We start from the raw sequence: 23,192 nt of genomic DNA on the forward strand, positions 1-23,192 counted from the left end.
GAGTGAGTGCCGCGACTACGCGGTAGCCACTCACCCAGAAGACGCGAGGGCGAGGTCGACAACCGTCATGCCCGCCGTAGCCGCGGACGGGGCGTCCATCGCGGCGAGGGCGGCGGGAACCTCGTCGAGGGAGATGACCCGGCCGACCAGCCGGTCCAGCCGGACCGCCCCGGAGGCGACCAACGCGAGCATCGGCGGGTAGTCGGCGGCGGCCATCCCGTGCGAGCCGTAGAGCTCCAGCTCGCGGCTGACCACGGCGTCCATCGGCAGCGACGTCCCGGCGGGGTCGAGCAGCAGGCCGACCTGGAGGTGGCGGCCACGGCGACGCAGGCTGCGGACGGACGCGGCCGCCGTGCCGGGTGAGCCGTACGCGTCCACCGAGGCGTGGGCGCCGCCGCCCGTGACCTGGTGCACCTCGGCCACGGGGTCGCGTCCCTGGACGGTCGCCTCCGCGCCCAGCTCACGGGCCAGACCGAGCGCTGCCGGGGACAGGTCGACGGCGACGACCCGGGCACCCAGGGCGGCCCCGATGGCCACCGCCGACAGCCCGACGCCACCGCAGCCGTGCACGGCCAGCCACTGTCCGGGTCCCAGCCGGGCGTGCGCGGTCAGCGCGCGGTAGGCGGTGGCGAACCGGCAGCCGAGCGCCGCCGCCGGGACGTCGCCAAGAGCGTCGGGCAGCCGGACCAGGTTCACCTCAGCCGCGTGCAGGGCCACCAGGTCGGCGAAGGATCCGGGTCCGGTGAAGCCCGGCTGGGTCTGGTCGGGGCAGACCTGCGGGTTGCCGGCGGCGCAGACGGCACACCGGCCGCAGCCGTTCACGAACGGGGTGGTCACCCGGTCCCCGACGGCGAAGCCGCGTACCTCAGGCCCCACGGCCGCCACCGTCCCGGCCAGCTCGTGCCCGCCGACGTGGGGCAGCACGACCGGGTCGTGGCCGCGCCAGGCGTGCCAGTCCGAACGGCAGACCCCGGTGGCCGCCACGGCCACCAGCACCCCGTCGGCCGGACACGCCGGTTCCGGCACCTGCCGGACCTCCGGCGCTGCACCGACGGCGTCGTAGACCAGAGCCCTCATCGCGGCCGAGGTCCTGTTCCCTTCTCGTCGGGTTCCCGCAGGTCGGAGAAGCCGAAGTCGTCCTCGGTCTTCGGGCGACGCCAGCGGCGCCGGCTCTCCGCCGTCTCGGCGGCGGGAGCGGCCGCTTCCAAAGGCTGGTCCCCCGACGCGTCCGGCTCGCCCTCGGGCCCGGGCTCACCCTCTGGCTCGGGTCGGGGCTCGGGTCGCGGTCGGCCCCCGGTGTTGCTGGCCCGGACGACGGCGACGCCGATCGCGGTGGTCAGGGGGACGGCCAGCACCAGGCCAATCGAGCCGACCAGCGTCCGCACGATCTCACCGGCGAACTGCTCGGTCTGCAGCACCTGCAGCAGCGGCCGGTCGTAGACCGCGATCAGCAGCAGCACCGAGAGCGAGGCGCCGGCGGTGGCGAAGGCGATGGTGTAGACGGTAGAGGCGATGTGGTCGCGGCCGATCCGCATCGCGCGGGTGAAGAGCCGGCGGCCGGCGCGCGGCCCCGACCGGTCGCCGCTGTCGGCCAGCTCCCAGACCGCCGACGCCTGGGTGATCGTGACGTCGTTCAGCACGCCGAGCCCGGCGACGATGATGCCGCACATCACCACCGACGTGAGGTGCAGGTTGGGCGCGGCCGCGGACAGCACGTAGTCGTCCTCGGCGGCGACGCCGGTCAGGTGGGCCCACCGCGTGGCGCCCCAGCCCAGCAGGGCGATCAGGACCAGGCCGAAGAGCGTGCCCACCAGGGCCGTGGTGGTCCGGGCGCTGAAGCCGTGGGCGGCGTAGAGGACGACGAACATGATCGCCGACGAACCGAACAAGCCGACCAGGATCGGGTTCGAGCCGGCCACCAGGGCCGGGAACATGAACTTGACCAGGATGACGCCGGCGAAGCCCAGCCCCAGCAGGGACGCGAAACCGCGCCAGCGCGCGACCGCGACCACCACCGCCGCGAAGACCAGCGCGAGCAGCAGCAACGGGGTGCCGCGAGCGAAGTCGGAGAACTGGTACTGGGCGGGCTGGCCGTCGGCCGGCGGCACCCGGATCAGCTTCACCTCCTGGCCCACCTTCGTGCCCGAGTTGAACAGCGCGTCGGTCAGCGGCACGGTCACCGACAGGCCCTTGTCGTCGCCCTCGGTCAGGGTGGCGGTGATGTTCGCGCAGCGGGTGTCGGTGACGCCGGGGGTCGAGCCGGACAGGCCGTCGCAGGAGATCTCCGAGATCGCGGTGATTTTCGCGCTCGGATAGCTGACGCCTGCCACGCTGTAGCCGGCGACGTCGGGGTTGACCACCTGGGAGATGTCGCCCGGCCACAGGCTGACCAGCCCGACCACCGTCCAGATGGCCAACGGGATCAGCACCACGACCAGCATCCGCAGGGCCCGGCGGTGCCGGCGCAGCTCGTCGGCGTCCACCACCGCGAGGGCCGACGCGCCGTGGGGGCGCGCCGGTCGGGAATGGGAGTGGGCCACGATCTTCCGCCTAGAGTTTGCTGGTCATGAGTTCTTCGCCGCCGGCCGTCCCCGATCCCGGCTCGAACGGCTCACAATCTAGCCGAGGAGCCCACCGCCGGGTTCCGCCGACGGTGCTGGGCGTCGTCGGTGTCGTGGTCGTCGCGCTGGTCGTTCTGGGGGTGCGGTCGGCCCCGGACGCGGGCGGCGCTGCGGTGACCCCGGCTGCCGGCACGGTCTCGGCCCGTCCGGGCGCCCCCGCGGCCTCACCCTCGACCGTGGCCCAGCCGGGCCTGGGCGCCGCACCCAGACCCGAGGCGAAGCGGACGGACGCGCAGCGCGCCACCGGGCTGCGGGCGGACGGCACCGCGGCGAAGGTGCCTGCTCACGGCTCGGGCCACTTCACTGCCGCGCACCGGAGCCACCCCACCTCGGCCACGCGGGGCCGGCTGATCCGCTTCGACGTCTCCGTGGAGTACGGGCTGGCCGTCGACGCCGACCAGGCGGCGCTGCTGATCGCCCGGGTGCTGGACGACGACCGGAGCTGGCGCGGCCTGGGCACCGGACGCTTCACCCTCGTGCCCGCCGGCCAGACCGCCGACGTGCACGCCTTCCTGGCCACCCCGGGCACGACCGACCAGCTCTGCGCGCCGCTGCTGACCCGGGGCAAGGTCTCCTGCCAGAACGGGTCGCGGGTGGTCCTCAACGCGGAGCGCTGGGTGAACGGGGCCGCGGCGTTCGGCGACGATACGACCGGCTACCGGCGCTACCTGGTCAACCACGAGTTCGGGCACGCGCTGGGCCACGGCCACGTCGGCTGCCCCGGACGCGGTGAGCTCGCGCCGGTGATGATGCAGCAGACGAAGGGTCTGCGGGGCTGCCGGCCGAACTCCTGGCCGACGAGGACCGGGGGGTGAGTACGGTCGTCCTGCGGCCCTGGCCCTGGGACGCGGCCCGGGCGCTGCTCGCAGGGCGGCCCGTCCGGGCGAACGACTGGCACGAGGAGTATCCGACGCCTGACACTGTGGACGCCTTGGCGATGGTGCTGGCTGCGTACGAGGTCGACGGTCCGTTGACCGGCGCGCCGCCCTGGTGGGTCTTCCAGGTGCGCGACGCCGGCCAGGTGGTCGGCGACGCCGGCTTCCACGGTCCGCCCGCCGCCGATGGTCCGGTGGAGGTGGAGATCGGCTACGGCGTCGTGCCGGCGGTCCGCGGACGCGGGATCGCCACCGCCGCCTGCGGGCAGCTGCTCGAGCTGGCCTGGCACCTCGGTGCCGACACCGTGCTCGCGGGCGCCGACGCGGACAACCTCGCCTCCCGACGGGTGCTGCAGCGTGCGGGCTTCGGCGAGCGTCCGGACGGGATGTTCACGATCGGCCGGCCGGGATGAGCGCTCCCGCCGGCCTGACCCGGCAGCTCCGGCTGGACCGGCCGGCGATGCTGCGCACCGTCTTCGCCCTGCACCGCCGCGGCGCCGGCGACCCGACCCACCGCCGGATCGGCGACATCTACCTGCGGGCCACCCGGACCCCGGCGGGCCCGGCGCTGACCAAGGTCGTCGCCGTGGGTGCCGACGTCTCGGCCCGGGCCTGGGGCGAGGGGGCGGCGTGGGCGCTGGACCAGCTGCCGCGGCTGCTCGGCGAGGTCGACGACATCGCCGACTTCGCTCCGCGGCCCGAGCACACGCTGCTCGTCGAGGCGACCAGGCGCCACGGCCACTACCGGGTGGGACGGACCGAGGCGGTCTATGAGGCGCTGGCCCCGGCGTGCATCGAGCAGGTGGTGACCGGCGTCGAGGCGTTCCGGGCCTGGCGGCTGCTGGTCACCGAGTTCGGCGAGCCGGCCCCGGGCCCGACCGACGACCCGTCCTCGGCGGCGTACGGGATGCGGCTCCCGCCGACCCCCGAGGCCTGGGCGCGGGTACCCAGCTGGACCTTCCTCGCCGCCGGCGTCGAGCAGCGGCGCAGCCGGACGCTGGTCAGTACGGCCAAGCGTGCCACCGCCCTCGAGCGGACCCTGGCCGGTTCCCACGAGGACGCCGACCGCGCCCTGCGCAGCCTGCCCGGGGTGGGTGCGTGGACCTCCGCGGAGGTGCGGCAGCGCGCGCACGGTGACCCGGACGCCTGGAGCGTCGGGGACTACCACGTGGGTAAGAACATCAGCTACGCCCTCACCGGGGAGGTGCTCGACGACGACGCGTGTACCGAGCTGCTCGAGCCCTACCGCGGCCACCGGTTCCGGGTGCAGACCCTGCTCGCGATGATGGGCGACGCCGCCCGCCGTCCCCGCCACGGCCCCCGGATGACGCTGCCCACCCACACCCCGTACGCCACCCGCGGCCACTCCTGACCAGTCGGCTCAGCGGGCGAGCAGGACGACCAGCACGACGTTCAGGGCCACGATGACGGCGGCGACCGCCCAGGTGAGTGCCAGCGTGGCCGGCCGGGTCGGGACCAGGGCCATCAACCGACGGTCGGAGGCGATCCGGACCAGCGGCACCAGGGCGAAAGGGATGCCGAAGCTCAGCACCACCTGGGAGAGGATCAACAGCCGGGTCGGGTCGAGACCGGCGCCGAGCAGCGCCAGCGCGGGCACGGTGGTGGCGAGCCGTCGCCACAGCAGCGGGATCCGGCGGTGCAGCAGGCCGTCCATGATCACCGCCCCGGCGTAGCCGCCCACGGACGTGGAGGCCAGTCCCGAGGCCAGCAGCGCGAGGGCGAAGCAGATCGCGACGGCGGGCCCCAGCTGCGCCCCGAGTGCGGCGTGCACGGCTGGGAGCCCGTCCAGCGAGAGGCCGAAGAGCGCACTGCCCGAGAGCAGCAGCATGCCGATGTTGACGCTGCCGGCGACCAGCATGGCCAGCACCACGTCGGCCTTGACCGAGCCCAGCACCGACCGGGCGTTGCCGGGGGTGGCGCGGCCGTGCCGGTCCCGGACCAGAGCGGAGTGCAGGTAGACCGCGTGCGGCATCACGGTGGCGCCGAGCATGCCCACGGCGAGCAGCGCGCTTTCGGTGCCGGCGAGCCGGGGCACCAGTCCGGCCGCCGCCGCGCCGGGGTCCGGCGGGGCGACGACGAGGCCGGCGAGGAAGCCGACCGTGACGATGGCGAGCAGCCCGACGATCACCCGCTCGAAGCTGACCTGACCGTGGCGCTGGACGTAGAGCAGAGCGGTGGAGACGACGGCGGTGATGACGGCCCCCAGCATCAGCGGCAGTCCGAAGAGCAGCTGCAGGGCCAGCGCGCCGCCGACGATCTCGGCGATGTCGGTGGCCACCGCCACCAGCTCGGCCTGACCCCAGTAGGCCAGCCGGACGCGGCGCGACGTCCGCTGCCCGACCAGGGACGGCAGCGACTCGCCCGTGAGCCAGCCGACCTTGGCCGACAGGTACTGGATCAGCCCGGCCATCAGCGTGGCCCCTACGAGCACCCACAGCAGCAGGTAGCGGTAGGAGGCCCCGGCGGCGGTGTTGGTGGCGACGTTGCCCGGGTCGACGTAGGCGACGGCGGCGACGAAGGCCGGTCCGAGCAGCCGCGTCCGCTGGAGCAGGGCCGGCCGGCTGGGCGCGGTCAGCAGAGCCATGGCCGTGCCTCCCGCCTCGTCGCGCTCATCGGTCGCCTCTCGTCTCTGGTCCCCGGGTCATCTTGTCACCGGCCGGTGACGGTTCGGGTGGATAGGGAACCGGCCGGGAGGCTGCAGCCTCCCGGCCGGACCGGTCCTACGGTGGTGCGGTCCTACGGGGTGGAGATCAGCTGGTCGGGCCAGCGCTGGTGTTCACCTCGCCGTTGACACCGTTCGGGTAGAACCCGCCCTTGGTCACCGACTTGGGGTTGAGGTACACGATGTTCAAGACGGCGCCCGGCGTACGGCTGTACGCGATGCTGTTGCGGTCCGTCGGGACGAGGTTGCCCCGCCTCTTGTTGCCGATGCCCTGGTCGTCGTTCGACGGCCCGTCCAGGCTGTCGCGCGCGTTCGAGAGCTTCTGCACCTGAGCCTGCAGCCCCTTGGCGTACAGCGAGGTGCGGACGATGCCGGCGTGGTACGCCTCCACCGCCAAGATCCCCGCCGCGGCCTCCAGGTAGTCGGGGTTGTCGATCAGCGGCGCCGCCCCCTTGTACGCGGTGACGCCGACGTCCTCGAAGAGGAAGGCGGCGAGCAGGAAGTTGTTCTCGTTGGCGAACGGGTCGAACGTCTGGCTGGCGCTGATCAGACCGGCGGCCCGGGCGGCAGCGGTGAAGCTGTCCCGGAGGTCGATCCTCGGACGAGAGACCGCAGCCGAGCTCAGCGCCGTACGCAGGAACGTGACGTGGTTGAGCTCGTCCTCGGCGATCTCACGGGCGTACTGCGAGATCGCCTTGCTCTTGAAGTGGACCTTGCGACCGCCGGTCACCTTGCCGCGGGTGCCCTTGCCCTCGGTGAGGCTGGTCGGGATGCCCCAGCCGTAGTAGGCGTGCAGGTAGAACTCCGCCTCGAGGTACTCCAGGTTGAGCGCGAAGTTCAGGATCGCGCTGTCGCTGGGTCCCCCGGCGCGGGGTGCGGCGGTGGCCTTCTGGCTGACCACTCCGCTGAGGGCCGTCGCGCCGACGACCCCGAGGCCGGCCAGACCGGCGTTGCGGAGGAAGACCCGACGGTCCGCCTCGTTCTCTGCACTGCGGTTGATCATGTCAACCACAACTTTCTTTCCGAACATGCTGCTCCTCGTCATGAGGGTGATGCTCCGGGGACCCGCCACCAGCAGCGCCCTCGGTGTGCGGAGCACACAAGGAGGGCAGGAGAGCACGTCAGGACGGCCACCAAACGTCGTCGTCCTGGCATGAACCGCTGATCGCGCGGAGAGCCGCGGGAAAGGGCTGACGCGGGTACCACGGCCCCCCGATTCCTCGCACTCCACGACTCGTTCGGAGCGGGAGCGGGGGCCGGATGGGCCGTACCTTGAGAAACCTTGAGAACGACCACAGGGTCGCTTGGGGAACGGCCGCTCAGGTCGGCAGCGACGGCTCGAGGTGGCGGGCCGGCTCAGGCCCGTACAGCTGAGCCAGCCCCTCCGGCGTGGTGGCGCCCGGGAGCTGGATGGTGAACTCGGCGCCGCCCTGGGCGGACCGGCTGGCCCGCACCCACCCGCCGTGCCGGGTCACCGCCTGGGCCACGATCGACAGTCCCAGACCTGTCCCGGGGGTGTTGCGGGCGGTCTCGGCCCGGAAGAAGCGGTCGAACACGTGCGGCAGGTCGGCGTCGGCGATGCCCGGTCCCTGGTCGGCCACCCGCAGCCGGCCGCCCTCGAGCTGCACCCGGACGGTGCCCCCCGGCGGGCTCCACTTGACGGCGTTGTCGAGCAGGTTGGTGACGGCGCGTTCCAGGGTCTCGGCCTCCCCGACCAGCCAGAACGGGTTCAGCTCGACGTCGAAGGTGATGCCCGGTCCTCGTCGGCGGACCCGCTGCAGCGCCGACGTGATCACGGTCCGGAAGTCGATCGGCTCGGGTGAGGGGGCTACCGCGTCCTCGCGCGCCAGCTGCACGAGGTCGCCGACGAGGGAGCCGAACTCGGCCAGCTGGGCGTTCACGTCGGCCAGGATCTCGACCCGGTCCGCCTGCTTGAGCATCCCGGTGGACGCGTCCACGGACAGCAGCTCGAGGTTGGTCCGCATGCTCGTCAGCGGTGTCCGGAGCTCGTGCCCGGCGTCGGCGATCAGCTGGCGGGACCGATCGCGCGAGGTGCGCAGTGAGGTCAGCATCCGGTTGAACGCGTCCGCGAGCAGGGCCAGGTCGCCGCTGGCACTGATCACGATCGGCTCCAGGTCGTCGGTCTCGGTGACGTGCTCGACGGCCGCTGAGAGGGCCCGCACGGGCCGCAGGCTGGACCGGGCGATGGTGGCGCCGGCGAAGGCCGCCAGCAGGATCCCCGAGCCGCCGAAGATCACCAGGATCAGCCCGACCGAGCCGAGGGTGTCGTTGGTGGGAGCGAGCGGCCGGCCCAGCACCAGGGCGTAGTTGCCCAGCTGGGTCATCGGGACCGAGACGATCCGGTACTGCTCGCCCTCGACCGAGGCGCCGTTGCGAGCGGAGGCGCCCCGCTGCAGCTTGGCGATCGCCAGCTCGCGGGACCCGATCACCAGGTGGTCGCGCTCGTCGGGGACGTAGAAGATCGTGCCGTCGGAGCGGATGGCGGCCACGCTCACGTCACCGGCCCGCAGCGCCCGTTCGGTCAGGCCGCCGAGGTTGCGGATGTCGGTGGCCACGGGTACCGCGAGGGTGCTGGCGACGCCGATCAGCTCGTCGTCCAACGCCCGGTAGAGCGAGACCCGGAGCGTGATGTAGGCGGCGACACCAGTGGCCGCGACCGCGAGGGCGACGGCCACCGTGGTGAGCAGGAAGACCCGGCGCTGCAGCGGGAAGCCGCGGAGCCAGGCCCTCAGCCGCTCCACCGCTCACCGCTCCCTGAGCCCGCTCCTGCTCCCTGAGCCTGTCGAAGGGTCACGGCGGGGTCTCGCGCAGCACGTAGCCGACGCCACGCACGGTGTGGATCAGCCGCGGCTCGTCGCCGACCTCGGTCTTGCGCCGCAGGTAGCCGATGTAGACCTCGAGCGAGTTCGCGGTGGTGGGGAAGTCGAACCCCCATACCTCGTTCAGCAGCCAGCTCCGTTCGAGCACCCGGCGCGGGTGGTGCAGGAAAGCCTCGAGCAGCGCGAACTCGGTCCGGGTCAGGCTGATTGAACGGGTGCCGCGCAGCACCTCCCGGGTCTGGGTGTTCAGCACGAGGTCGGCGAAGGACAGGCTGGAGGTCGAGGGGTCCGTCGACTCGGCCACGGTCCCGGCACGCCTGACCAGAGCCCGCAACCGGGCCAGCAGCTCGTCCAGCGCGAACGGCTTGACCATGTAGTCGTCACTGCCCGCGTCAAGGCCGTCCACCCGGTCTCCGACCGCGTCCCGCGCCGTCAGCACGAGGATCGGCACGTCGTTGCCCGCGGAGCGGAGCATCCGGGTGGTCTCCAGGCCGTCGAGCCGGGGCATCATCACGTCCATGATCACCGCGTCCGGACGGACCGCCGCCAGCCGGGCCAGCGCCTGCACACCGTCCTCGGCGGTGCTCACCTCGTACCCGCTGTACTCCAACGACCGCTTGAGGGAGTCCCGGACGGCTTGGTCGTCGTCGACGACGAGGATGTGCATGGCGCCCAGCGTAACGGCGAGGGCGCGTCGGACCCGCACACGAAGTAGCCAGTCGTGGTCGTTCGGGCTCCTCGACCGGGGCTGGCTACTTCGTGGTCAGCGGGGCAGCGCCACGTTGGCGTCGGGCCAGCGGCTCGGGTCGTCGAGGTGCTTGGTCACCCTCAGGTGCGAGGCGACCTCCAGCAGCAGCTCGCGACGGCCGGCCGGCCACAGGGACACGTTCAGATCGGCGGGCTCACCGCGGTCGGTCACGATGCAGGCGGCGTACCCGCGGTCGTCCATGCAGAGGCTGCCCTCGGTGGCGCTCAGCACCGCCGGCCTCCCGTCGAGGGTGGTCGTCTCCTGGCCGGGGATGCCGGGCTTCACCTCGGTGGTGCCGGGGTTCACGCTGATGTACATCGGGGGCAGGTTCGCGGACTTGTCCGTCGGGTAGAGGGAGATGCCCTGACCCGGATGCCCGACGTCGTCGGCGTCCACCACGTCGTGGATCGCGTAGCCGGCCGGCAGGGCGTCCAGCTGGAACGGCAGCCGGAGGGGAGTCGGCTCGAAGACCACCCGCCGCGCGAAGTCGAGCTCGACCCGCTGCGTCGTGGTGGCGCTCCAGGGCTTCGCCTCCTGGTCGGCCGGGCCACAGCTGACCGAGGCGAAGCTGTTGTCCGCGTAGGCCCACTCCACCCGTCCGCTCTGCTCGTCACGCGCGTTCCCGAAGGTCCCGACGTGGCCGTTGACGTCGAGTGCGACGAGGCGGCTCGTGAAGATCGTGGCCCTCCGACCGGCAGCCAGCACCTCCACGGTGCACTGCGCGTCCGCCGTCGCGGCGGTTGTCGAGGAGCGGTAGCTCGACGACTCGGAGCCGGCCGACACGGCACGCTGCTGCACCTCCCAGCCGGCCGGCAGGTCCACCCGGTGGATCAGGTTCCAGTTGCCCGGCACCCGGCCGACAGGTACGGCAGTCTGGCGCCGGAAGAGGCCGGGCCCGGCGACGGCCACGACCAGCAGGACCGCGGCCAGCGCCACGACCAGGACGCGCCGTCGGTGGCGCCGGGCCGTCGACGCGGGCGTCGGCAGGCTGGCCAGGAGCCGGGGCAGAGCGGCCTCGGGCGTCCGGGCGGTGGCGGCGAGGTCGGTCATCGCCTCGCGCAGCAGGGCTTCAGTACGCACGGGAGTCCTCGGTCTCGTTCGGGATGCGGGCGGGCGGCGCCATCTGGACGCGGAGCCGGGCCAAGCCCGAGCTGGCGTGGCTGCGGACGGTGCTGGCTCCGCAGCCGAGGACCTCGGCGATCTCGGGATCGGTGAGTCCTTCGAAGTAGCGCAGCACGAGCACCGTCTGCTGGCGGCGGGGCAGTCGAGCCAGCTCGGCGACGAGCTCGGCCCGGTCGGCGTGGGTGTCGGCGAAGTCCGGCCCGCTGACCGGAGGCTCGCGCAGCTCGGCCTGGGGCACCAGCCGGGACCACTTGCGGCGCCAGGAGAGGTGCTCGTTGACGATCATCCGCCGCAGGTAGGCCTGCGGGTGGTCGAGGTCGCGGATCCGGCCCCACCGGGCGTGGGCCTTGACCACGACGTCCTGGAGCACCTCCTCGGCCGGGTCGGGCCCGCCGCAGAGCACCGTGGCGAACCGCAGCAGCCCGGGCAGCAGGGCTCCGAGCTCCTGCTCGAAGGCTTCTCGGTCGACCGTCATCTGTCCCGTCCTGTGTCCTTCACAGGAAGTGAACGCTCCTCAGCGGCGATCTGTTGAGTCCCCGGTCAAGCCAACGGGTCGCGGGAGCACGTACAGCGGTCGGCCGAGTTGATGCAGCCGCATCACGGAGCCGTCGGTCGGGTGATCGCCAGCACCATCCGCCGCAGCGTCGGTGCGGTGGCCGCGTCGACGAAGAGCGAGGAGATCCGGCCGCTGTCATGGGCGGCGGTCAGCAGGTCGATCGCCTCGTCGAACGGAACGGTGAACTCCAGCCCCGCGGCGTCGAGGGCGTCGGTGATCGGCCCCCGCAGCTGTTCGGTGCAGGCCTGGACGAACGCGGCGTACGGGGCGCGGAGGGCCGGCACCCGGGCGGCGTGCAGCATCAGCTCCTGGTGCACCAGCACGGCCTCCCGGCTGAGCCGGTCACCGTCGCGTTGCGGGCCGAGGGCGTCGAAGCGGCTGAGCGCGATCGAGACCAGCTCTTCGGGCGGCGCTCCCGGGGCCGAGGAGGCCAGGGCGTCCAGCGCACCTTCGGCGGCGGCGTACTGGGCGGCCATCCCGGCCTCGATCAGGGCCAGGACGAGCGCGTCCTTGTCGGCGAAGTTGGAGTAGAAGGCGCCGCGGGTGAAGCCGGCGGACTCGCAGATCTCCTCCACGCTCGCGCCGTTGACGCCCCGCTCGGCGAAGACGGTGGTGGCCGCGGACATCAGCCGTTCCCGCGTCTGGGCCCGCCGTGCACTCAACCGCGCCGGCTCCCGCCCTGAGCTCTCGCGTTGGTCGAGCACCGGGGTCTCGTTGGGGGTCACGCTGCTCTCCTGTGCTGGGATACGTCCGTGTATCGCGATACAGTACTGTATCCGGCGGGGATCGTCCCCGGGTGACAGCTGAGGAGTTCCGTGTCCTCGTTCCTCTACGGCCTGGGCCGCACGGCGTACCGGCGGCGGCTGGCGGTGCTGCTGGCCTGGCTCAGTGCGCTCGTCGTGCTCGGCGGCCTGGCGCTGGCCGTCAGCGGCTCGTTCGACGAGAAGTTCAGCGTGCCCGGCACCGAGTCGCAGACCGCGCTGGACTCTCTCGACCGGACGTTTCCCCAGGCCGGCGGGACCACCGCCCAGGTGGTGGTGGTGACCCCGACCGGGGAGAGCGTCCGCGGTGCGGCGGCGCGGGACGCGATCACCGCCAGCGTCAAGCGGTTCGACCGGATCGCCCAGGTCGACGACGCGACCTCGCCGTTCGACAAGTACGCGAAGGGCGTGATCTCCCCCGACAAGCGCGCGGCGATCATCTCCGTCCGCTTCTCGGTCGCCTCGGTAGCGATCACCCCGGACACCTACGCCGCCCTCGACGCCGAGACGTTGGCCCTGCAGGCCTCCATCCCCGGCTCCCAGGCCTCCGTCGGCGGCGACGCGTACAACGGCACGTCGACGGGGGTCAGCCTGGTCGAGGGCCTGGGCGTGGTGATCGCCCTGGTCGTGCTGTTCTTCACCCTCGGGTCGCTGCGGGCCGCCGGCCTGCCGCTGATCACCGCACTGCTCGGCGTCGCCCTCACCATGGTGCTGATCTTCGGCGCCACGGGGATCACCACCGTCTCCTCGACCACCCCGCTGCTCGCCCTGATGCTCGGGCTGGCGGTCGGCATCGACTACGCCCTGTTCATCACCTCGAGGCACCGCGACCAGCTCCGCGACGGGATGGCGCCCGAGGAGTCGGTCGCCCGCGCCGTCGCGACGTCCGGCTCGGCGGTGGTCTTCGCGGGAATGACCGTGATGATCGCCCTCTGCGGCCTGGCCGTCGCCCGGATCCCGTTCCTGACCACCATGGGCGTCGCGGCGGCCGTCGGCGTGGCCATCGCGGTGCTGATCGCGCTCACCCTGCTGCCGGCGCTGCTCGGGTTCGCCGGCGAGCGGCTGCGGCCGAAGCCCCGACGTGTCCGAACCGTCCCGGCGGCGGCTGTGGCGCAGGTCGCGGGCCGCAAGCCCCGGCTGGGCCTGGCGCGACGCTGGGTCCGCCTGGTCACCAAGGTGCCGGTGGTCACCGTGCTGATCGTGGTCGCCGGGCTCGGCGTGATGACCTGGCCGGCGCAGGACCTGCAGATCGCGCTGCCCACCAACGGCACCGCCGACCCCGGCACCCCGGCCCGGGTGACTTACGACCTGGTCGCCGACCACTTCGGCCCCGGCTACAACGGGCCGCTGATCGTCTCGGCCAACATCGTCGGCTCCAACGACCCGCTCGGGGTGATGGACGACATGGCCGCCGAGCTGCGGCGCGTACCCGGCGTGGCGAGCGTGCCCCTGGCCACCCCGAACGAGGACGCCGACACCGGCATCATCCAGGTCATCCCGACCACCGCGCCCGACGCCCCGGAGACCAAGGACCTGGTCCGCGCGATCCGCGCGCTGGAACCGCATTTCGCCGACGAGTACGGCGTGCCGACCTCGGTCACGGGCTTCACGGCCGTGGCCATCGACATCTCCGACCGCCTCGGTGCGGCGCTGGTGCCCTTCGGCATCCTCGTCGTCGGGCTGTCGCTGGTGCTGCTGGCGATGGTGTTCCGCTCGGTGGCGGTGCCCCTCAAGGCGACCATCGGCTACCTGCTCAGCGTCGGGGCGGCGTTCGGCGCCACTGCGGCGGTCTTCGAGTGGGGGTGGTTCGGGTCGCTGTTCAACGTCGCGCAGACCGCACCGGTGATCAGCTTCCTGCCCATCCTGTTGATGGGCATCCTCTTCGGCCTGGCCATGGACTACGAGGTGTTCCTGGTCTCGCGGATCCGCGAGGACTTCGTCCACCACGGCGATCCGCACGGCGCGATCGAGGACGGGTTCGTCGCCTCGTCGCGAGTGGTGGTCGCCGCCGCGCTGATCATGCTCGGCGTCTTCGCCGCGTTCGTCCCCGAGGGTGAGGGGCCGATCAAGACCATCGGGTTCGGCCTCGCCGTCGGCGTGTTCGTGGACGCGTTCGTGGTCCGGATGACCCTGGTGCCTGCCGTGCTCGCGCTGCTCGGCCGCTCGGCCTGGTGGCTGCCGCGCTGGCTCGACCGCCGGCTGCCCTCGTTCGACGTGGAGGGGGAGGGGCTGGCCCACCGGACCTCGCTGGCCGGGTGGCCCCACCCCGACGACCCCCACGTGGTCTACGCCGGGCTCCAGGTCGGGGCGGAGCCGACCGCGCTGGCGGTGCTGCCGGGTGAGGTGGTCGTGGTCGACGGGCCGCCGCGCAGCGGCAAGACCGCCCTGCTGCTCACCCTCGGTGGCCGAATGCGGCTGCAGAGCGGCCAGGTGAAGGTCGCCGGCCGGGTGCTGCCGGAGCAGGCGTCAGAGGTACGCCGGCTGGTCGGCTACCTCGACTGCGCCCAGACCCCCGAGCTGCGGCGCGAGCTGGCCGCGGCGCTCCGCTCCCGACCGGCGCTGGTGCTGGTCGACCACGCCGACCTGGTCACCGGGCACGACGACCGGGCGGCCCTGGCCAGCCTGCTGGACGACCTCGCGGTCGGCACCAGCGCCACCGCCGTCGTCCTCGCCGTCCGCGACCGGGACGCCGTGGCCGACCTGCTGCCCGCCTGCTCCTCGACCCTGACCCGCGGCCGGACGGCTGACGCCGTGCCGGTCACCTCCGCCTGATCCTGCTGCTCAAGCCTCCTGGAGATCGTCCTCATGCCTAGCCTCGAACGCGCCGTCGGAACCCGGCGGGTCGGCACCCTCTCACTCGTCGGTCTCGTGCTGCTGCCGCTGCTCGTCGCCGGCGGGTTCCTCTGGGCCACCTGGAACTCCACCACCCGGCTGGACCGGGTGCAGGCTGCCGTGGTGAACCTGGACCAGCCGGTCAAGGTGAAGGGGCAGACGGTCCCGCTGGGTCGCCAGCTCGCCGGCGGTCTGGTCGCCGGGAACGCCGACCAGAACTTCGACTGGGTACTGACCGACGCCGACGACGCCTCCTCGGGGCTGAAGTCCGGCGCCTACGCGGCCGTGGTGACGATCCCCACGACCTTCTCGGCCCGGGCGACCTCGTTCTCCAAGACCGACCCGGCCGACATCCGGGCCGCCACCATCGCCGTCCAGACCTCCGAGGTGGCCGGCATCGCCGACCCGGTCGTCGGCCAGGCGATCACCGCGGCCGCCACCAAGACCCTCAACACCTCGCTGACCAGGTCGTACCTGCAGAACATCTACCTGGGCTTCAACCAGCTGGGCAAGCAGTTCGGTACGGTCGCCGACGCCTCGGCCAAGCTCAGCGACGGCACCAGCAAGATCGCCGACGGCCTGGACGGGGTCGACTCCGGCACCGAGAAGCTCGCCACCGGTCTCGACCAACTCGGCTCCGGCGCCGACCAGCTGGCCACGGGCACCGACAATCTGGCCACCGGCACCACGAAGCTCGCCGACGGTCTCGACCAGCTCGCCGACGGCGCAGCCAAGGTGCCGCCGGGGGCGCGCAAGCTTGCCAAGGGCAGCCAGCAGGCGGCCGACGGGGCTGACGAGCTCGCGAAGGGGACCAAAGGCATCGCCGGCGGCCTGGCGACGTACCAGAAGGCTCTGCGCAAGCAGGCCGCGCAGCTGGCGAAGGTCCCGGCGCCGGCCAGCGGGGGTCAGCCGGCATGTCCGACGACCGAGCCGGCTCTCACCGAGGCGCAGTGTGCGGTCGTGCTGCAGACGCTCGGCGCCGTCGCGCAGCAGGCAGGCCAGGCGGCGGGCGCCTACGCCGGCGCCCAAGGTGCCGCCAAGGCTCTGGACGGCGCGGCCGCAGGGCTCAGCACCAAGGACCCGAAGACCGGTCAGAGCCTGCTCAGCGGTGCTCAGGCCCTGGCCGGAGGCCAGGCGAAGGCGGCGAAGGGCCTGCAGCAGCTCGCCGACGGCACCGACAGCCTGGCGGACGGGCTGAAGCCGTTGGCCAAGGGGATTCGTTCCAGCGCCGACGGGACCGCCAAGCTCGCCTCGGGCGCCGAGGACCTGAGCACGGCCACGTCCCAGTTCGCCACCGGGACGAAGCAGTCGGCGGCCGGGGCGGGCAAGCTCGCGGACGGCACCGACCAGCTCGCGACCGCGACGCACCAGCTTGCCGACGGCTCGCAGAAGCTGTCCGACGGTCTCGCCAAGGGCGCCAAGGCCGTACCCACCTACGACAAGACCACCCGGCAGAAGCTCTCCTCGGTGGTCACCTCGCCCGTGTCGTCGAAGGCGGCGACCTCGGTCTTCTCCAACGTCACCACGACCACCTTCCTGGCCGTGCTCGCCCTCTGGCTGGGGGCGCTGGCCAGCTACCTGGTGCTGCGCGCCGTCTCGTCGCGGGTGCTGTCCTCGATGCGGTCCTCGTGGCGGCTGTCGGCGGAGGCGCTGCTGCCGGGTGCCCTGGTCGGGGCGGTGCAGGCGGTCGCGCTGGCCGTCGTGCTGCAGCTGCTGCTCGACCTGCCCGCGGGCCGGGCGGTGGCGCTGGGTGCGATCGCACTGCTGACGGCGTTGACCTTCGTGGCGCTCAACCACGCGCTGGTCGCCTGGTTCGGTGGCGTGGGCCGGTTCGTGTCGGTCGCGTTGGTGGTGGTCGGGGCCGCGGGCGCGGTCACCTCCGCCGTCCCGGCAAGCTTCGACGCGGTCCGTCCCTTCCTGCCCATGACGCCGGCCCTGGACGGGTTCCGGGCCATCGCCAGCGGCGGCACCGGAGCCAACGGCGACGCTGCCCTGCTCGGTGCCTGGCTGGTGCTGGGTCTGGTCGCCGGGGTTCTGGCCGTCGCCCGGCGCCGGGTGGTCGCCCCCCTGGTCAGCCCGCTGCCGGCCTGAGTTTCACCAACTTGTCAGAACTGGGTTGCCCCAGAGGACAACTGAGTTCTGACAAGTCGGAGTAGACCGGGCATGGCGGCCTCGACGGTGGCGAGGGTGTCCTCGAAGCCGGCCGCCGTGCCGTACCAGGGGTCGGGTACGCCGGAGCCCGGTTCCGCGTCCGGGTCGTAGTCGGTCAGCAGGCTCAGGTTGGTGGCCCCCGGAGCCATGGCCAGCATCCGCCGGACGTGGATGTCCTCCATCGCGACCACCAGGTCGGCCGTCTCGATCTCCGCCGCGTCGATCTGGTGGGCCCGGTGGGCCTCGCTCCGGTAGCCGTGGGCCCGCAGCACGGCGGCGGCCCGGCGGTCCATCGGCTGGCCCAGCTCCTCGGTGCTGGTCGCGGCGCTGGAGAAGGCGACCCCGGTCAGGCCCGCGTCCGCCGCCTGGCGCTCGGCCACCCGTTCCGCGATCGGGGAGCGGCAGATGTTGCCCCAGCAGACGAAGACGACGCGGGCGGGGGCAGTGCCGCCCTCGGTGCCGCCAGGATCACGCACGGCGGCGGTCACCGCGCCGGTCCGGGACGAACGCGTTCAGGAAGAAGCTGACGATCGAGACGATCAACGCCCCGAAGACGGCGGTCCCGAAGCCGTCGACGTACCAGCCGAGGTCGACCTGGGTGGAGATCCACGAGGTCAGCAGCAGCATCAGGGCGTTGATGACCAGCAGGAAGAGGCCGAGGGTCAGCAGGACCAGCGGCAGGCTCACCAGGGAGAAGATCGGCTTCACGATGGCGTTCACGACGCCGAAGATCAGGGCGACCACCAGCAGGGTGACGAGCTTGCCCCGGGTCGTCGGCTCGGTGAGGCGGATGCCGCTCAGCAGGAACGTGGCCACGGCCAGCGCCGCGGCGTTGGCGAGGAGCCGGAGGATCAGTCGCATGCCTCCAGCGTTCCACGCGCGGTCGCGAAGGGGCTACGCCGCGGCTGCTTCTGCCTGGGCCTCGGCCGCGGCCTGGCGTGCCGCGCCCGCCTTGCGTTGCCGGTTGCCGTAGGAGATGGTCCAGAAGATCAGCCCGGCCAGCACGACCCAGGGCAGGACCTGGTTGACGGCGTACGCCGCCTGGTAGCTGATGAGGTAGGCGCAGCCCACCTTGATCGCCGCCTCGGCGAGGTAGGCGATTCCCCAGGTGTTGTTGATCAGGTACTGGGTGTGCCGGAATGTCGGGTAGCGGTCCCACAGGTCGTACCACTCCTGCACGCCCTCGCGGCTGCCGTCGGTGCCGAACTTTAGCCCGTAGGCGAACATCAGGGGCTTGCGGAACAGCGGCAACGCCGAGACCAGGGTGACCAGTCCGAAACCGCCGGTCAGCACCGCGTCCTTGAGCAGCAGCACCCTCAGGTCCTGACTGCCGATCAGGGTCACCAGCGCCGAGATCAGCAGCGTGACCAGGACGATGACGGAGACGCCGCCGAGCTTGCGGGTGCGGACCCAGTTGATCACCATGCCCAGCACCGGCGCGACGCCGGCGACCAGGTACGCGAGGCCGGGTTGGACGCCGCGACCCGTCAGCACCTCGAAGATTACGATCGACAGGCCGATGTCGATGAGCCCTGTCAGCAGCAGGCTGATCACCATCGAGCGGGCCGCGAACCGCCGGGTGTCCGGCGCGGAGGATGTAGCCACGGGCAGTACATTACAGATCTGCACGTTTCGGGAAAGGATTGACACTGATTCGTCCACCCCGTGAGCCGGTAGTCGCCCAGTCACCCTCCGGCGGGACGGTCGGCTACCTCTTCGGCCTGCTCGAGGCGGCGGCGGTCCCCGGCACCGTCCTGGTGCCGCTGCTGACCGAGCTCGGCATGTCGGCGCCGGCCGTGAGGACCATGCTGTCCCGGATGGTCGGCGCCGGGAACCTGGCGAGCGAGCGGGTCGGGCGGATCGCGGTCTACCGGCTCGCGGGCCCCTACGCCGCCCGGTTCCACCGGTTCCGCGGAGGCGAGAGCCGACCGCGCTGGGAGGGGCGTTTCCAGCTCGTGCTCTACACCATCCCGGAGGCCCGGCGGCAGCACCGCGACGAGCTGCGGGAGCGGGCGTTTAGGGCCGGCTTCGGCGCCGCCCGGCCGGGGGTGCTGATCGGGGTAAGTGATCCGCGCGAGTGGTGCGGACCGTGGCTGAGCGCCGAGGACTCCTCGGTCGAGCTCGGTGAGCTCGCCTGCACCCTGGCGACGGCACGCCGGTTGGCCGAGCGGGCGTGGCACCTCATCGCCGAGCAACCGACCCTGACGGGCTTCCTCGCCGACCTCACCGAGCTCGAGCACCGGCTGGCCGCCGAAGGCCGACCCGACCGCGAGGCCTTCCGGCAGCAGGCCGGGCTGTGGGAGCGGTGGGCGGCCATCGTGGTGCAGATCCCGCTGCTGCCACCCGAGCTGGTGCCCGACCCGTGGCCGGTGCCGGAGCTGAAGCGGGCCGTGGACGCCATCACCGCCCAGCTGCAGCCCGGAGCCCTCGCCTACGCCCACGCCCTGGTCGCTCGGGCCAAGGGCGCCGAGCTGTTCGAGTCGCTGCCCGACGCACGTTGGAGCCGGCCCGCCGGCCGTGCGACCTGAGCGTCACCACCGACGCCTCACGTCAGGCGGCCAGCGCGGCCTCGATGTCGCCGGCGATCTTGTCGGGGGTGGTGGTGGGGGCGTAGCGCTTCAGCACGGTGCCGTCCCGACCGACGAGGAACTTGGTGAAGTTCCACTTGATCGCATCGCCGAGGATGCCGCCCTTCTCCTCCCGCAGCCAGTGGTAGAGCGGGTGCGCCCCGTCGCCGTTGACCTCGATCTTGGCGAACATCGGGAAGCTGACGCCGTAGTTCAGTGAGCAGAAGTCGCTGATCTCCGCTTCGTCGCCGGGCTCCTGGTGGCCGAACTGGTCGCACGGGAAGCCGAGCACCACCAGACCCTGCCCGTGGTACTGCCCGTACAGCGTCTCCAACCCCTGGTACTGCGGGGTCAGCCCGCACCTCGAGGCGGTGTTGACCACCAGCACCACCTGACCGGCGTACTGGGCGAGAGGCTGGTCGTCGCCGGTGATGGCGCGGGCGGAGAAGTCCGAGAGCGTGGGCATGCACCCAGCCTAGGAGGTGAGGAGGGACGGGAACCGAGCCGCGTCGACGATCACGCGCTCGGACCAGGTTGCCTCCCGAAGGTGACGTTGCCTCCGCTCGAGCGGAGGCAACGTCACCCTCAGGCGGCAAGAGCGCGCCCTTGGACGGGGACGCGCCCAGCCCGGGCTCAGCCGGCGAGGATCCCGGCGCGCTCGTCGGCCAGCGTGGTGTCGTCCCCGTGCCCGGTCTTGACGATGGTGGTGCCGGGCAGCGCCAGCAGCTGGTCGGTGATCGAGAGCAGCAGCAGGTTGCGGTCGCTGAAGCTGCGCCCGGTCGCGCCGGGACCGCCGCAGAACAAGGTGTCGCCGGTGAAGACGACGCCGAGGTCGGGGGCGTAGAAGCAGACGGCACCCGGCGCGTGTCCGGGGGTGTGCAGCACCTGCAGCGTGGTGCCGGCCACCTCGATCTGCTGGCCCTCAGCCAGGTCGCCGTCGGGCACCAGGTCGCCGTGGGTCAGGCGCCAGAGCGGCAGGTCGGCCGGGTGCAGCAGGACGGGGGCGCCGACCGCCTCGGCCAGCGCGGGCGCCACCCGGACGTGGTCGTCGTGCGCGTGGGTGCACAGGACCGCCCTGACCGTCCGGCCCGCGACCAGCTCGAGGATCGGGGCGATGTCGTGGGGGGCGTCGATGACCACGCACTCGTCGCCGTCACCGACCACCCAGACGTTGTTGTCGACGTCGAAGGTCTCCCCGTCCAGGCTGAAGGTGCCGGAGACGACGGCGTGGTCGATCCGGGCGGTCATGCCGACGCGGCCGGGGTCGCCGCCGCCTCGGGGAACAGCACGACGCTGCGCAGCACGCCGCCGCCGGCCATCTTGTCGAAGGCCGCCTCGATGTCGCCGATCCCGATCTCCTCGGTGACGAACGCGTCCAGCGGGAGCCGGCCCTGCAGGTACAGGTCGATCAGCATCGGGAAGTCGCGCTCGGGCAGGCAGTCGCCGTACCAGCTGGACTTCAGCGAGCCGCCACGGCCGAAGACGTCGAGCAGCGGCAGCTCGAGCCTCATCTGCGGGGTGGGCACCCCGACCAGGACGACCGTGCCGGCGAGGTCGCGACCGTAGAACGCCTGGGTGTAGGTCTCGGGGCGGCCGACGGCGTCGATCACCACGTCGGCCCCGAAGCCGCCGGTCAGGGCCTGGATGCCCTCGACTGCGTCGGTGTCACGCGAGTTGATGGTGTCGGTGGCGCCCAGCTGCTGCGCGGTCGCGAGCTTCCGGTCGTCCACGTCGACAGCGATGATCTTGGACGCGCCGGCGAGTCGGGCGCCGGCGACGGCCGCGGCTCCGACCCCGCCGCAGCCGATGACGGCCACCGAGTCGCCACGGCTCACGTGGCCGGTGTTGATCGCCGCGCCGAGACCGGCCATGACGCCGCAGCCGAGCAGCCCGGCGGCGGCGGGTCGCGCTGCCGGGTCGACCTTGGTGCACTGCCCGGCCGCGACCAGCGTCTTGTCGGCGAAGGCGCCGATGCCCAGCGCGGGGGAGAGCTCGGTGCCGTCGGTCAGGGTCATCTTCTGGGTGGCGTTGGCGGTGTCGAAGCAGTACCAGGGCCGGCCGCGCCTGCACGCCCGGCACTGTCCGCAGATGGCGCGCCAGTTGAGGACGACGTAGTCACCGGGAGCCACGTCGGTGACGCCCTCGCCGACCGCCTCGACGATCCCGGCCGCCTCGTGGCCGAGCAGGTAGGGATAGTCGTCCCCGATGCCGCCCTCGCGGTAGTGCAGATCGGTGTGGCAGACGCCGCAGGCCTGGACCGCCACCACGGCCTCACCGGGACCCGGGTCGGGTACCACCACGGTCACCAGCTCGACGGGAGCGCCCTTGCTCCGGGCGATGATCCCCTGCACCTCTTGCGGCATCCGTGCTCCCTCGTTGCTCGGCCGTTCCCGGCGGTCCGCAAGATCCTAACGGGCCGGTCGACGGTCAGTCCCGGCCGCGGATCCCCAAGGCTCGGGCCCGTCGCAGCGCCCTGCGGACCAGCGGAGCGGCTCGGCGGCCGGCGCGCACCGCCTCGGTCCGCAGCAGCGAGCGCCGGCTCAGCAGCACGTCGGTGTCGGGCCGTCGCTCCCAGCCCGGACGGCCGCCGTCGAGCCGCCGGGGTTTGTCGACCCGCGCCTTCTCGAAGACCACGATGCTGTCGTAGAAGTGCATGGACGTGGTGCTGCGGGTGAACCGGTCGACCGCGAACCGGGGCTCACGGCTGTGGAAGGCGTTCAGCTGGTCGGTGAGCGGCTTGGCGTACTCCATGAACGTTCCCGGCCGCTGGTAGCCGCCGTCGTAGGAGGGCCAGTAGCTGGTGTGCAGGTCCTCGATCAGGAAGACCCCGCCGGGCTTGACCTTGGGGTAGAAGATCTCGAAGGTGGCGATCTGCTGCTCGGGTCGGTGGCCCCCGTCCTCGATCAGCACGTCGATCGGACCGATCTCGGCGGCGATCTCGGCCAGGAAGGCCCGGTCGGACTGGTCGCCGACGAAGACCTTGAACCACGGCGTCTCCCAGCGTTTGCACTCCGGGGTGATGTCGATGCCGTAGATCATGACGTCGGCCCCGAAGTACTCCCGCCACATCTGGGCCGAGCCGCCCATGTGCACGCCGAACTCGACCACCACGATCTTGCGTCCCCGGAACTTGCTCAGGTGACGGTGGTAGACGTCGTAGTAGTGCTCGTACTTGCGGATCTGACGGCCGCGGGTGGTCTCGACGAACCGCCGCAACGGGTTGCTGCTGGGCAAGGGAACCTTTCGGGGCACGAGTGACTGACCGGAGCGGCGGGTCTGGGCCCGTCCGGGTGGCTGGGAGTCTAGGACCACGGCCGGCGGGGGACCGTCACGCGTGGGGCTCCCGAGGGGCCGCGTCGCCGTGCCGGGGCGGCGGTCGGGACCCCGTCCGACCGCAGCCCCGGGAATACCGGTTGACCTTCGGACGCTCTTGGAG

Annotated in this window: 22 protein-coding genes; 6 read left to right on the forward strand and 16 right to left on the reverse strand. The window is 72.3% G+C overall.

What is annotated here, in order from left to right; all coding sequences use genetic code 11:
• Positions 1 to 30 precede the first annotated feature (30 nt).
• Positions 31 to 1,077 carry a zinc-dependent alcohol dehydrogenase family protein gene (locus tag ACFE7W_RS09515; RefSeq protein ID WP_375424523.1) on the reverse strand — a complete coding sequence of 349 codons (1,047 nt, stop codon included), beginning with the start codon at positions 1,075 to 1,077 and terminating at the stop codon, positions 31 to 33.
• Complete coding sequence (locus ACFE7W_RS09520) at positions 1,074 to 2,540, reverse strand: YibE/F family protein (protein ID WP_375424524.1); 1,467 nt, start codon at positions 2,538 to 2,540, stop codon at positions 1,074 to 1,076. The genes ACFE7W_RS09515 and ACFE7W_RS09520 overlap by 4 nt, the downstream gene beginning before the upstream one ends.
• A 26-nt stretch (positions 2,541 to 2,566) precedes the next feature.
• Between ACFE7W_RS09520 and ACFE7W_RS09525 the strand changes: the two genes are divergently transcribed.
• Genes ACFE7W_RS09525 through ACFE7W_RS09535 form a run of 3 tightly spaced genes read left to right on the forward strand, consistent with a single transcriptional unit; the run spans position 2,567 to position 4,868 of the window.
• Positions 2,567 to 3,436 carry a DUF3152 domain-containing protein gene (locus tag ACFE7W_RS09525; protein WP_375424525.1) on the forward strand — a complete coding sequence of 290 codons (870 nt, stop codon included), beginning with the start codon at positions 2,567 to 2,569 and terminating at the stop codon, positions 3,434 to 3,436.
• Positions 3,433 to 3,909, forward strand: a complete 477-nt coding sequence (locus ACFE7W_RS09530; RefSeq protein ID WP_375424526.1) for a GNAT family N-acetyltransferase — start codon at positions 3,433 to 3,435, stop codon at positions 3,907 to 3,909. Before ACFE7W_RS09525 ends, ACFE7W_RS09530 begins: the two co-directional genes overlap by 4 nt.
• Positions 3,906 to 4,868: a DNA-3-methyladenine glycosylase family protein gene (locus ACFE7W_RS09535; protein WP_375424527.1), complete on the forward strand. Its 963-nt coding sequence runs from the start codon at positions 3,906 to 3,908 to the stop codon at positions 4,866 to 4,868. The genes ACFE7W_RS09530 and ACFE7W_RS09535 overlap by 4 nt, the downstream gene beginning before the upstream one ends.
• A 9-nt stretch (positions 4,869 to 4,877) precedes the next feature.
• Here the strand turns inward: ACFE7W_RS09535 and ACFE7W_RS09540 are convergent, their stop codons facing one another.
• The 7 genes from ACFE7W_RS09540 to ACFE7W_RS09570 all read right to left on the reverse strand — a co-directional run bounded on the left by ACFE7W_RS09540 (position 4,878) and on the right by ACFE7W_RS09570 (position 12,071).
• Complete coding sequence (locus ACFE7W_RS09540; RefSeq protein ID WP_375424528.1) at positions 4,878 to 6,101, reverse strand: Nramp family divalent metal transporter; 1,224 nt, start codon at positions 6,099 to 6,101, stop codon at positions 4,878 to 4,880.
• A 166-nt stretch (positions 6,102 to 6,267) separates the two neighbouring features.
• A complete protein-coding gene (locus ACFE7W_RS09545) occupies positions 6,268 to 7,182 on the reverse strand; it encodes a ferritin-like domain-containing protein (RefSeq protein WP_375424529.1) in 915 nt (304 codons plus the stop codon).
• 316 nt (positions 7,183 to 7,498) lie between these two features.
• Positions 7,499 to 8,941: an ATP-binding protein gene (locus ACFE7W_RS09550; protein ID WP_375424530.1), complete on the reverse strand. Its 1,443-nt coding sequence runs from the start codon at positions 8,939 to 8,941 to the stop codon at positions 7,499 to 7,501.
• Between the two features lie 49 nt (positions 8,942 to 8,990).
• Entirely contained in the window at positions 8,991 to 9,686 is a 696-nt protein-coding gene (locus ACFE7W_RS09555) for a response regulator transcription factor (protein ID WP_375424531.1), read from the reverse strand.
• Positions 9,687 to 9,782: 96 nt separating this feature from the next.
• Entirely contained in the window at positions 9,783 to 10,847 is a 1,065-nt protein-coding gene (locus ACFE7W_RS09560) for a hypothetical protein (RefSeq protein WP_375424532.1), read from the reverse strand.
• The gene (locus ACFE7W_RS09565; protein WP_375424533.1) at positions 10,837 to 11,364 is read right to left on the reverse strand and encodes a SigE family RNA polymerase sigma factor; all 528 of its coding nucleotides are present in this window, start codon (positions 11,362 to 11,364) and stop codon (positions 10,837 to 10,839) included. Before ACFE7W_RS09565 ends, ACFE7W_RS09560 begins: the two co-directional genes overlap by 11 nt.
• Before the next feature lie 122 nt (positions 11,365 to 11,486).
• A complete protein-coding gene (locus ACFE7W_RS09570; RefSeq protein WP_375424863.1) occupies positions 11,487 to 12,071 on the reverse strand; it encodes a TetR/AcrR family transcriptional regulator in 585 nt (194 codons plus the stop codon).
• A gap of 189 nt (positions 12,072 to 12,260) precedes the next feature.
• On the opposite strand from ACFE7W_RS09570, the gene ACFE7W_RS09575 reads away from it, so the two are divergent.
• On the forward strand, positions 12,261 to 14,978 hold the full coding sequence (locus tag ACFE7W_RS09575) for an MMPL family transporter (RefSeq protein ID WP_375424534.1): 2,718 nt from the start codon (positions 12,261 to 12,263) through the stop codon (positions 14,976 to 14,978).
• Between the two features lie 33 nt (positions 14,979 to 15,011).
• Positions 15,012 to 17,129: a YhgE/Pip family protein gene (locus tag ACFE7W_RS09580; RefSeq protein ID WP_375424535.1), complete on the forward strand. Its 2,118-nt coding sequence runs from the start codon at positions 15,012 to 15,014 to the stop codon at positions 17,127 to 17,129.
• Positions 17,130 to 17,143: 14 nt separating this feature from the next.
• On the opposite strand, the gene ACFE7W_RS09585 is transcribed toward ACFE7W_RS09580, so the two are convergent.
• From ACFE7W_RS09585 to ACFE7W_RS09595, 3 genes are read right to left on the reverse strand one after another with little or no spacing between them, the layout of a single operon-like run.
• Entirely contained in the window at positions 17,144 to 17,677 is a 534-nt protein-coding gene (locus tag ACFE7W_RS09585) for a low molecular weight protein-tyrosine-phosphatase (protein ID WP_375424536.1), read from the reverse strand.
• The gene (locus ACFE7W_RS09590) at positions 17,658 to 18,050 is read right to left on the reverse strand and encodes a phage holin family protein (protein ID WP_375424537.1); all 393 of its coding nucleotides are present in this window, start codon (positions 18,048 to 18,050) and stop codon (positions 17,658 to 17,660) included. Before ACFE7W_RS09590 ends, ACFE7W_RS09585 begins: the two co-directional genes overlap by 20 nt.
• 33 nt (positions 18,051 to 18,083) lie before the next feature.
• Complete coding sequence (locus tag ACFE7W_RS09595) at positions 18,084 to 18,794, reverse strand: VC0807 family protein (protein ID WP_375424538.1); 711 nt, start codon at positions 18,792 to 18,794, stop codon at positions 18,084 to 18,086.
• A 38-nt stretch (positions 18,795 to 18,832) separates the two neighbouring features.
• Between ACFE7W_RS09595 and ACFE7W_RS09600 the strand changes: the two genes are divergently transcribed.
• A complete protein-coding gene (locus ACFE7W_RS09600) occupies positions 18,833 to 19,717 on the forward strand; it encodes a PaaX family transcriptional regulator C-terminal domain-containing protein (protein WP_375424539.1) in 885 nt (294 codons plus the stop codon).
• Positions 19,718 to 19,739: 22 nt separating this feature from the next.
• On the opposite strand, the gene ACFE7W_RS09605 is transcribed toward ACFE7W_RS09600, so the two are convergent.
• The 4 genes from ACFE7W_RS09605 to ACFE7W_RS09620 all read right to left on the reverse strand — a co-directional run bounded on the left by ACFE7W_RS09605 (position 19,740) and on the right by ACFE7W_RS09620 (position 22,990).
• On the reverse strand, positions 19,740 to 20,222 hold the full coding sequence (locus ACFE7W_RS09605; protein WP_375424540.1) for a glutathione peroxidase: 483 nt from the start codon (positions 20,220 to 20,222) through the stop codon (positions 19,740 to 19,742).
• Positions 20,223 to 20,389: 167 nt separating this feature from the next.
• Positions 20,390 to 21,004: an MBL fold metallo-hydrolase gene (locus ACFE7W_RS09610; protein WP_375424541.1), complete on the reverse strand. Its 615-nt coding sequence runs from the start codon at positions 21,002 to 21,004 to the stop codon at positions 20,390 to 20,392.
• Positions 21,001 to 22,119, reverse strand: a complete 1,119-nt coding sequence (locus tag ACFE7W_RS09615; protein WP_375424542.1) for an S-(hydroxymethyl)mycothiol dehydrogenase — start codon at positions 22,117 to 22,119, stop codon at positions 21,001 to 21,003. Before ACFE7W_RS09615 ends, ACFE7W_RS09610 begins: the two co-directional genes overlap by 4 nt.
• Positions 22,120 to 22,183: 64 nt before the next feature.
• Positions 22,184 to 22,990, reverse strand: coding sequence for a class I SAM-dependent methyltransferase (locus ACFE7W_RS09620; protein WP_375424543.1), 807 nt, complete (start codon positions 22,988 to 22,990; stop codon positions 22,184 to 22,186).
• Between the last annotated feature and the right edge of the window lie 202 nt (positions 22,991 to 23,192).

Source organism: uncultured Friedmanniella sp. (genome assembly GCF_964244285.1).
GTDB lineage: Bacteria > Actinomycetota > Actinomycetes > Propionibacteriales > Propionibacteriaceae > Microlunatus.